This window comes from Streptomyces sp. JJ36 (assembly GCF_021696945.1).
Classification (GTDB): domain Bacteria; phylum Actinomycetota; class Actinomycetes; order Streptomycetales; family Streptomycetaceae; genus Streptomyces.
The window spans coordinates 19,770-28,973 of record NZ_JACYHE010000076.1 but is presented as its reverse complement, the minus strand read 5'-3'; the positions used below and the strand labels follow the sequence as shown (position 1 = coordinate 28,973).

At 76.6% G+C, this 9,204-nt stretch carries 8 protein-coding genes and 1 pseudogene; 4 read left to right on the top strand and 5 right to left on the bottom strand.

Annotated features, from left to right (window positions below; translation table 11 throughout):
• Positions 1 to 1,064, top strand: a pseudogene (locus tag HOY81_RS22685) (regulator); the annotation flags it as partial.
• A gap of 446 nt (positions 1,065 to 1,510) precedes the next feature.
• Here HOY81_RS22685 and HOY81_RS22680 read toward each other — a convergent pair.
• The 3 genes from HOY81_RS22680 to HOY81_RS22670 form a co-directional block, all read right to left on the bottom strand.
• Positions 1,511 to 1,876, bottom strand: a complete 366-nt coding sequence (locus HOY81_RS22680) for a hypothetical protein (RefSeq protein ID WP_237322447.1) — start codon at positions 1,874 to 1,876, stop codon at positions 1,511 to 1,513.
• 361 nt (positions 1,877 to 2,237) lie between these two features.
• A complete protein-coding gene (locus HOY81_RS22675) occupies positions 2,238 to 3,701 on the bottom strand; it encodes an FAD-dependent oxidoreductase (RefSeq protein WP_237322446.1) in 1,464 nt (487 codons plus the stop codon).
• A gap of 288 nt (positions 3,702 to 3,989) precedes the next feature.
• Positions 3,990 to 4,910 carry a TIGR01777 family oxidoreductase gene (locus tag HOY81_RS22670; protein ID WP_237322444.1) on the bottom strand — a complete coding sequence of 307 codons (921 nt, stop codon included), beginning with the start codon at positions 4,908 to 4,910 and terminating at the stop codon, positions 3,990 to 3,992.
• A gap of 42 nt (positions 4,911 to 4,952) precedes the next feature.
• On the opposite strand from HOY81_RS22670, the gene HOY81_RS22665 reads away from it, so the two are divergent.
• Entirely contained in the window at positions 4,953 to 5,489 is a 537-nt protein-coding gene (locus HOY81_RS22665) for a GNAT family N-acetyltransferase (protein ID WP_237322442.1), read from the top strand.
• A 143-nt stretch (positions 5,490 to 5,632) separates the two neighbouring features.
• Here HOY81_RS22665 and HOY81_RS22660 read toward each other — a convergent pair whose 3' ends face one another.
• Both HOY81_RS22660 and HOY81_RS22655 read right to left on the bottom strand, forming a co-directional pair.
• The gene (locus HOY81_RS22660) at positions 5,633 to 6,151 is read right to left on the bottom strand and encodes a DUF4240 domain-containing protein (RefSeq protein ID WP_237322450.1); all 519 of its coding nucleotides are present in this window, start codon (positions 6,149 to 6,151) and stop codon (positions 5,633 to 5,635) included.
• 118 nt (positions 6,152 to 6,269) lie between these two features.
• On the bottom strand, positions 6,270 to 7,256 hold the full coding sequence (locus HOY81_RS22655) for a YafY family protein (protein ID WP_237322440.1): 987 nt from the start codon (positions 7,254 to 7,256) through the stop codon (positions 6,270 to 6,272).
• A 162-nt stretch (positions 7,257 to 7,418) separates the two neighbouring features.
• Here HOY81_RS22655 and HOY81_RS22650 point away from each other — a divergent pair, with 162 nt between their 5' ends.
• Both HOY81_RS22650 and HOY81_RS22645 read left to right on the top strand, forming a co-directional pair.
• Positions 7,419 to 8,990, top strand: coding sequence for a sodium-dependent transporter (locus tag HOY81_RS22650; protein ID WP_237322439.1), 1,572 nt, complete (start codon positions 7,419 to 7,421; stop codon positions 8,988 to 8,990).
• The gene (locus HOY81_RS22645; protein WP_237322437.1) at positions 8,990 to 9,127 is read left to right on the top strand and encodes a methionine/alanine import family NSS transporter small subunit; all 138 of its coding nucleotides are present in this window, start codon (positions 8,990 to 8,992) and stop codon (positions 9,125 to 9,127) included. Before HOY81_RS22650 ends, HOY81_RS22645 begins: the two co-directional genes overlap by 1 nt.
• The last annotated feature ends 77 nt before the right edge of the window (positions 9,128 to 9,204 follow it).

Below are 9,204 nucleotides of genomic sequence, written 5' to 3'. Positions count from 1 at the left end.
CCGGCGGCCTGCCGGGCGCCCGCCGGGCCGGCGTCCCCGGCGGTGTCCCCACCGGGCCGGGACACCGCGGGGCGGCCCCGGTGGCCGAGCGGGCGGAGCGCCTGGACCGGGAGCGCGCCGACCGGGCCGGGCGGCTGGACCGCATCGAGCGGGGCCCGGGCCAGCGGGTCACCTCGGGGGACGTGGCGGCGCTGCGCTCGGTCTGCGAGCTCTTCCGGGCGCTCGACCACGCGTACGGCGGCGGCCACGCCCGGCAGGCCCTGGTGCGCTACCTGGAGCACGAGGCGGAGCCGATGCTGCGCGGCGTGTACGGGGAGCAGACCGGCCGCCGGCTCTTCGGCGCCGTGGCCGACCTGACCCGGCTGGCGGGCTGGACCTCGTACGACATCGCCGCCCACGGCCTCGCGCAGCGCTACTTCGTGCAGGCGCTGCGGCTGGCCCAGGCGGCGGGGGACCGGGCCTACGGCAGCTATGTGCTGGTGACGATGAGCCGCCAGGCCGTCTATCTGGGCCACGGCCGGGAGGCCGTGCAGCTCGCCCGGGTGGCCCAGCAGGGGGTCGGGGCGGCGGCGCCGCCGGCGGTGCAGGCCCTGCTGCACGCCGCCGAGGCGCGTGGGCACGGGGTGCTCGGCGAGGTGCGCGCCTGCACCACCTCGCTGGCGCGGGCCGAGCGGGCGCTGGAGTCCGCCCGGCCGGGGGACGAGGTGCCGCAGTGGGCGCGCCTGTTCGACGAGGCGCAGCTCGCCGACGAGTTCGGCCACTGCCACCGGGACCTCCAGCAGTACCGGGCGGCCGCCCAGCACGCCGAGCGCGCGCTGCAGCTCCGCGGCAGCGGCTTCGCGCGCAGCCGCCTCTTCTGCCGGGTGGTGCTGGCGACGGCGCGGCTGGGGCTCGGGGAGGTCGAACAGGCCTGCACGCTCGGCGCCGAGGCGGCCCAGCAGGCGGCGGAGATGCGCTCGGCGCGCGCACACGAGTACGTGCGTGACTTCGAGCGGCGGCTGGAGCCCTACCGGGACGCCCCGCCCGTGCGGGGCTACCGGGAACGCGTGGCGGCGCTGGGCTGACCGGCCGCCGGCGGCCGGGACGCGGCGCCCGCCGGGGTGCCCCGCCCCGGCCGCCGAAACCGGCGGTGCCCCGCACCCCGCGCTGCCCGCGCCGGGACGGCGCCGGCGGGTGCGCAGGGACGCCGGGCCCCGCACCGGACGGAGCACGGGCCGCCGGGCCGGCACCGGGGCGGATGCGCGGTGGTGCCGGTGACCGCGGCCGAACGGGCGCCCAGCCTGCGGCGGGTCGTCCGCTGAACCGGCCCTGAGCGGCACCGCCCGGCCCGGCGGCCCCGACCGGAGAGGGCCGGAGGCCGTGCCGGGGGCCGGCCTCCGGCGCCCCGGCACGCCCGTCGGCCATCTCCCGAGGGACGGTCATGGCGCCGGCGCTGTGCCGGGCCCTGCTCCGGGGGCGGGGGGTGCGGTGCCCGCCGGAGCGGGGGCTGCGTCGGCTGCGGGCGGCCGGGTCAGCGGCTCCGGGCCGGGGACGCGGGCAGCAGCGAACGCACCAGCCGGCAGGTGGTACGGGATGGCGGGTGCACCCCGATGCGTTCGGCGAGGGCGCCTATCCGCCGGTCCGTGGCACGTCCCGGGGTGTGGACCCCGGAGTCCAGCAGGGCGATGGCCAGCCGCATCGCCTTGAGCTGGCGGTTGTGCGCGATGTACCAGGCGCGGGGGCGCCCCGCGGGCAGCGGCGCCCGGGGTACCCGCCGCTCGTAGGGCGCGGGCGGGGCCGAGGGGCGGTGCGCTTCCGGTGCGCCGGGAGCACCGGAGGAGTCGGACAGATCGTGGGTTCCGGGCGTCAGCGTCGACAGCGGGCGGACAGCGGCCATCAGCGACCTCCAGGGGCGTTGGTGGACCATCGTGATTCTGTCTCCAGAATACCGCCGGGCACTGACAAAAGCCCCTGGTCGCAGCGGAGTTGGCCGCTCCGCGGCGGGGATGCCGCGGGGGCGGTGGCGGGCTTCCGGGCGCCGGCCCGGGGCAGCACGGGGGACCGTTCACGAGCCGGCCTGGGCCCTCACCGCGGCTCGTGCCGCGACCGCGTAGCCGGGCGCGCCGGAGCATCCGGTGCGTACGGGTGCCGCCGTGCGGCCGGGGCGCCCGGGACGGCCGTGGCCGCGCTGCGGTGCCTGCCCGCATGCGGGCGGGGCGCGCGACGCGGCAGGCCGTACCCTCCAGGGTGACGGGCGGTCAGGCTGCGGCCAGGAGCGCGTCGCGCTCCTCCTCCGGCAGCGGAAGCCCGAAGTCCCGCAGCAGCTCCACGGCCGCCCGCCGGGCGGAGGCCAGCGCCCCCTGCGGACCGGAGACGTCGCGGTGGTCGCCGCAGACGTAGAGTCCGCACAGCACTCGCACCGGGCGGCGCGCGTCGTGCGGCGCGGGCATCGCCGGCACCGCGTACGGGTCGTGGTGATGCCCGATCAGCTCCCACTCCTGCGTGGGGACGCCGTGCAGCTCCGCGAGATGCGGTCGCGCCGCCGCGTCCAGCGCGGACACCGGCCGGGCCGCGGCCGCGCCCAGTACGACGGAGGTGACCAGGGTGCGTCCGGGGTGCGCCCGGGAGGGGTCCACCGCGGAGGCCACCCAGGTGTGCGACACCGGGCCGCGCCGCTCCGCGTCGACCAGCAGGGAGAGGCCGGCGGGCGGCGGCGGGCCGGCCACCGCGTGGTGCAGCACCGTCACCGGGTGGAACTCCGGGACCCGCAGGCCGGGCAGCAGCCGGGACGCCTCCCGTGCGCCCGTCGCGATGAGCACCGCCCGGCATCCCAGGGTGCCGAGCCGGTCGGTGGCGACGCCGTGCGCCGTCACCGACTGCGCCCGTACGCCGGTGCGCACGCTGCCCTGTGGCAGGGCCGCGGCCAGCAGCTCCGGCAGGGCGGCCGCGCCGCCGGCCGGCACGGAGAGACCGCGGCGGGCGAAGTCCCGCAGCGCCAGGTCGGCGATCCGGCTGGAGGTGGTCAGCGACGGGTCGCTCAGCAGCGCGGAGAGCAGCGGGCGGATCAGCGTGTCCACGGTGCGCGCGGGCAGGCCCCGGCCGGAGAGCGCCTCCCCGGCGGGGAGTTCGGCGCGGGACCGCAGTCGTTCGGCGGGCGTGTTGGCCAGCCGGGCCAGGGTCGCGCGGAGCCGGGCCAGGTCCAGGGCGTCCGTCATCTCCGCCCGGCTGCGGGCGCTGGTGAGGGCGCGCGCCGCGGTGAACGCGCCCCGGGTGCTGCGGGTCTGCGGACCGGTGCGCCGGCCGCGTACGGTCGTCGTGCGCAGGTCCCCGACCCGCAGCGACCGGCCGCCGGCGCGCAGCACCGCGCCGGGGGCGAACGGCCGCAGCGTGAGACCCGCCCCCGGCCCGGGGGCGTGTGGGTCGTGCGGGGGCGCGGTCCGCGCCCGGTGCGGGGGCCAGGCCCCCGGCCCGGCGCCGGGGACGGTCCCCGGGCCGAAGACGCCCGGGCAGAGCAGCCCCGCGCCGCGGTCCAGCCGGTACCCGTCCACCCGGTCCGTGGCCATCCGGCCGCCGACCCGGGGGGCGGCCTCCAGCACGGTCACCGCCAGTCCGGCGCGGGTCAGCCGGTGTGCGGCCGCCAGCCCCGCGGGGCCCGCGCCGACGACGACGACGTCGGCCTCCCCGGCATCCGTGCGGCGTATGCGAGCGCTGCTGATGAGCACGTGCCCTCCCCGAGGTCGGCGCGCGACAGTGGGGTTGCGTCAGGCGGAGCGCCGGGCGTCCCGCTGACCTCATGCCCAAGGCGGCGCGAGGAATACCGAGTTCGGCGCCGACTCTATGCAGCCGTACGGTCGCCGTCAGTCGCGCACGCCACGGGCACGGGCGCACGGCAGCGCACACCGGGGAGCACCCGCGGGCGTACGGGGGGCGTATGACGGGCGCGAACGTCGCCGGGGGGAACGGGTGGCGCGGTGCCGCCCGGTGCCCGCCCGGACGCGGCTACGCAGGATCTACGCCGTATGCGGCAGCCGGCGCTCCAGCGCCGCGCGGATGGCGTCGTCGATGTCCGGGAAGGCGAACCGGAATCCGCTGCCGAGCAGCTTGGCCGGCACGATCCGCTGGCTGCCCAGCACGTCGTCGGCGAAGTCCCGCAGCACGAGCCGGAGTACGGGGGCCGGCACCGGCAGCAGCGCGGGCCGGTGCAGCACCCGGCCCATGGCGGCGCTCGCCTCCCGGTTGGTGACCGGTTCGGGCGCGGTGAGGTTCACCGGGCCGGAGAGCGCGGGGGTGTCGAGGATGTGCCGCAGGGCGGCGATGTGGTCGTGCAGCGCGATGTGGCTCCAGTACTGCCGCCCGCTGCCCAGCCGCCCGCCCACGCCGGCCTGGAAGACGGGGAAGAGCTTGCCCCAGGCGCCGCCGCCGCGGGCGACGACCAGGCCGGTGCGGGCCAGGACGGTGCGCGCCCCCGCCTCCTGCGCGGGGGCGGTGGCCGCCTCCCACTCCTGCACCAGCTCGGCCAGGAAGCCGCGGCCGGGCGGGCCGCTCTCGTCCGTCCGCACGTCCCCGGTGTCGCCGTAGTAGCCGATGGCGGAGCCGGAGACCAGGACCGGCCGGGGGTCGTCCAGTTCGGCGACGGCCCGGGCGACGGCCGCGGTGCCGTGCACCCGGCTGTCCCACAGCGCCCGCTTGTACGACTCCGTCCAGGGGCCGACGCCGATCCCCTTGGCCGCCATGTGGACCACGGCCTCGCAGCCGGCGAGCCCGGCGGTGTCCACCCACCGGCGTTCCGGGTCCCAGGAGACCTCGTCCCCCGCCCGGGGAGCGCGCCGTACCAGCCGCACCACGTCGTGCCCGTCCGCGCGGAGCGAGCTGACGAGGGCGGAGCCGATGAGGCCGGTGGAACCGGTGACCGCGATACGCATGGACACCATCCTGGTGGACGCGCCCACGGGAGGCGAGGCAGAGTGACGCGCATGAGCCGGCCGTTCACCATCCGCCCCGCCGGGAGCGCCGACGAGCAGGCGCTCGCGGACCTCGACCGGCGCACCTGGTCCACCACGCACGCCGTCGCGCCGCCGCCGCAGGAGCCCCACGGACCGTTCTTCGACTCCGCGCACCGGCCGGCGCACTTCCTGGTCGCGGAGTTCGCCCGGGACGGGGAGCCGGCCGTGGAGGCGGGGCTCGGGGAGGGCGCCCTCGTGGGGTACATCCGGCTGGTCGCCCCGACCCCGCTGCCCTCCAACGCCCACGTCCGGCAGATACAGGGTCTCGTGGTCGACCCGCGGGTGCGCGGCCGGGGCATCGCGCGGGCCCTTCTGGAGGCCGGGTGCGCCCGGGCACGGGAGCAGGGCGCCGTACGGGTGACCCTGCGGGTGCTGGGTCACAACACCGTGGCCCGGCGGCTCTACGCGGCCGCCGGGTTCGTGGAGGAGGGCGTGCTGCGCGGGGAGTTCCTGCTCGACGGGGCCTACGTGGACGACGTCCTGATGGGCCGCTCCCTGACGGGGTGACGGGCGCCCGGTGCACCGGGACGTGCGAGGCCGGGGTGCGGGCGGTCCGCACCCCCGGGGGGCGTCGGCCGCAGCCGGGCGAGGGTGCGTCACGGGCGGTGACGGAGGGCCCCGGAGGCGCCCGCGGTGGCGGCGGACAGGCCCTAGCCGCGGAAGCGTTCCCAGAGCCGGGGGAGGCGGGCGGCCAGCGCCCGGTCGTTCTCCAGGTCGAGCGGGACGCCCTCCGGCTCCCCGGGGGGATCGGGCAGCCCCAGGTCGGGCAGTTCGGTGCCGGTGAGCTGCTCGTACGCCTCGTCCGCGGCAAAGCCCAGGTCGTCGGCCTCGCCGTCCAGCTCCTCGTCGAAGTCCTCCAGCAGCTCCGCGAGGGCGTCGGCGTCGTGCGCCGCCCCCTCGAAGACCTCCCGGCCCTGTCCGATGAGCCAGCAGCGGAAGGAGTCGAAGGCGTCGTCGCTGGCGCCGTCCAGAAGGACCCACGCGGCCGCCCACAGGTCCCACTGGTAGGCGCGGTTGTAGCGGGACTCGAAGTGCCGGGCGAAGACGGTCACGGCGTCCGGGTCGAGCTGCGTCAGCCGCTCGACGAGGAGGTCCGCCTGCTCCTCGGGGTCGCCCTCGGCCGCCTCCCGGGCGCTGTCGATGTGCTCCCAGAACTCCGTCTCGTCCATCACGGGACCAGGATCGGGCCTCCCCGGCGCCGCCGCACGCGGAGCGCGCCGGATGCGGCCGGGTCGTTACGCGACCGCCGCCGGCCGCGTCCGCGCGCACCCCCGGAGGCGTCCCCGGTCACCCGTACAGCGCTGCCATGCGCGCCGCCGTCTCCCGGAAGCGTTCCCGCAGCTCCGCGGGTGCCAGCACCTCGCACTCCGCTCCCAGAGACAGGAGCTGGGTGCAGGCGACCTCCGCGGACTCCACGGCCAGGGTGAGGGTGACCCCGCCCCGCCCGTCCGGTTCCGCCGCGTCCAGCGCCTCCCGCGCGGCCGTACGGTCGGTGACGCGGTGCAGCCACCGGGCGCCCCGGTCGGTGAGCCGCAGGGTCACCGTCTCCCGCAGGAGGGAGCGGGCGAAGTCGGCCGCCTGCCGTGCCCAGAAGGCGGGCAGGTCGAACTCCGGGTCCCGCCGGAAGCGCTCCTCGCCGGGGGTGACGGCGGTGCAGCGGTCCACCCGGTAGACGCGGAAGCCCGTGCCGGGGGCCGGTCCCCGACGGCCGGCCGCCCGGGCGGCGAGATACCAGACCCCGGCCTTCAGCACCAGCCCGTACGGCTCCAGCTCGCGCTCCACCTCCCCGTCCCGCCGGCGGTAGCGCACCGCGACCGTGCGGTCGTCCCAGACGGCGTCGGCGAGCGCGGGCAGCAGCGGGGGCGTGGGCGGCTCCTGCCACCAACCCGGCGCGTCCAGGTGGAAGCGCTGGGCTGCGGTGTCCTGAGCGTCCGCCAGGTCCGGCAGCAGCGCGGCGGACACCTTCAGCCGCGCTGCCGAGGCGGTGTCCGCGAGACCCATCTGGCGGAGCGCGGCGGGAACGCCGGACAGGAACAGCGCCTCCGCCTCGGTGCGTCCCAGCCCGGTGAGCCGGGTGCGGTACCCCCCGATCAGCCGGTAGCCACCCGTTCGGCCCCGGTCGGCGTAGACGGGCACGCCGGCCTCGGAGAGCGCCTGCACGTCCCGGGCCACGGTGCGCTCCGACACCTCCAGTTCCGCGGCGAGTTCGGCGGCGGTCAGGGACCGCTGCGCCTGGAGCAGGAGTACCAGCCGGATCAGTCGTGCGGCGCGCATGGACGCAGTCTGCCGCGCCACGGCAACCGGTGCGTGGCGGGGTGGTGGCCAAGCGCAGGGTGCGGGGGCACCATGGCTTGCGAAGGACTGCCCGAAGCGGCGCCTGACCTGCCTCGCTGTTAACGTTCGGGCAAAGGCGGCGAGTGATCAAGGACGATGACAATGGCTCACCAAGCCGGCCAGACCCCTCAGCAACCCCGTGAGCGGTGGGGCTCCCGTACCGGGTTCCTGCTCGCCGCCATCGGGTCGGCCATCGGACTCGGCAACATCTGGCGCTTCCCCGCGGTGGCCTACGAGAGCGGTGGCGGCGCCTTCCTGCTCCCGTACCTCATCGCGCTGCTCACGGCCGGTCTTCCGCTGCTCATCCTCGAATACTCGGTCGGCCGGAAGTACCGGAAGTCGCCCCCCGCGGCCTACCGCGAGCTCACCGGGCCCGCCCAGGCCATCGGCTGGTGGCAGGTGGCCATCTGCTTCGTGATCGCCACCTACTACGCGCTGATCCTCGCCTGGGCCGTCCGCTACGTCGGCTTCTCCGTCGGTGAGGACTGGGGCGACGACCCGGAGGCGTTCCTCTTCGGCGACTTCCTCCGGGTGGCCGAGACTCCCGGGGACGTCGGCGGCTATGTGGGCGGCGTGTTCTGGCCGCTGCTCGCCGTGTGGATCGTGGTGCTCGCGATCCTGGGCCTCGGCGTCCGCCGCGGCATCGAGAAGGCCAACCTGATCTTCATCCCGCTGCTCACCCTGTTCTTCCTCGTCCTGGTGGTGCGTGCGGTGACGCTGGACGGCGCGGCGCAGGGCCTGGACGCGCTGTTCACCCCCGACTGGTCGGCGCTGGGCGACGGCAGCGTCTGGGTGGCCGCCTACGGGCAGATCTTCTTCTCGCTCTCCATCGGCTTCGGCATCATGGTCACCTACGCCTCCTACCTGGGGCGGCGGGCGGACCTGAGCGGCTCGGCGCTGGTGGCGGGCTTCGCCAACAGCTCCTTCGAGATCCTGGCCGGCATCGGCGTCTTCGCCACTCTGGGATTCCTGGCGCAGGGGTCCGGGGTGCCGGTGCAGGAGGTGGCGACCGAAGGCCTGGGCCTGGCGTTCGTGGCCTTCCCCGCGGTGCTCTCCACCATGCCGGGCGGGCCGTTCTTCGGCGTGCTGTTCTTCGCGTCGCTGGTCGTCGCGGGCCTCACCTCGCTCATCAGCATCGTCCAGGTGGTGGTCGCCTCCGTGCAGGACCGCACCGGTCTGGGCCGGCTGGCCTCGGTGGCGGTCGTGGGCGGGCTGACCGCCGCCGTCTCGCTGGTCTTCTTCACCACCGACAACGGCCTCTACTACCTGGACGCCGCGGACCACTTCATCAACCAGTACGGCATCGCCCTGGCGGCCCTGGTGCTGGTCATCGTCGTGGCCTGGCTGCTGCGGCGGCTGCCGCAGCTCCAGGAGCACGTCAACCGCACCTCGGCCGTGCGGCTGGGCACGTGGTGGCTGGTCTGTCTGGGTGTCATCACACCGCTGGTGCTGGGCTGGATGATGGTGGACAGCCTGCGCACCGAGTTCGACGAGAACTACGCCGGCTACTCCACGGACTTCCTGCTCAAGTACGGCTGGAGCGTGGCCATCGGTGCCGTCGTGGTCGGCATCCTGCTCTCCCTCATCCCGTGGCCGCGGCGGGCGAGCGAGCCACCACCCGTGGTCGGGCAGGGACCGGGTGACACACCGCACGACCGGAAGGGGGACCAGTGATGTCCGCCGGAGCCATCACCATGATGATCATCGCGATCCTCATCGTCTGGGGAGGTCTGATCGCGGCCATCCTCAAGCTGCGCGGCCACCCCGAGCCGCCGGAGGACGACGAGGCCCCCGGGCCCGTCGCCGGCTGAGCCGCCGCGCGGGGCGGCGAGACCCCGGGCGGCAGGACACGCACGCGAACGGGTGGAGGGCCCGGGGCAGCCTGCCC